General features: G+C 54.5%; 1 protein-coding gene. It reads left to right on the top strand.

What is annotated here, in order from left to right:
* Positions 1 to 235, top strand: a 235-nt coding sequence (locus FFM73_RS12875; RefSeq protein WP_171001303.1) for a hypothetical protein, incomplete at both ends; no start/stop codon positions are given.

Below are 235 nucleotides of genomic sequence, written 5' to 3'. Positions count from 1 at the left end.
TAAGGTAGCTGAACCGGTATCAACGACGAAGGATGGCTACTACAACACGATCACGACCACGGATCCTGAAGGTGGAACTACCACTACGAAGGTCGATGGTAGCGGTGCCGTGACTGAAGTGACTAAGAACTGGTCAGACGGCGATAAGACGGTGGCCGTCGTGCAGACGACACCAACGACTGATCCAACGACGGGTAAAACGAGCACAACGAGCGTTGTGACCGTGACGGAAACG

The sequence above is a fragment of the Secundilactobacillus hailunensis genome (assembly GCF_005405185.1).
Taxonomy (GTDB): domain Bacteria; phylum Bacillota; class Bacilli; order Lactobacillales; family Lactobacillaceae; genus Secundilactobacillus; species Secundilactobacillus hailunensis.
This window is presented reverse-complemented; position numbering and strand designations above follow the sequence as displayed.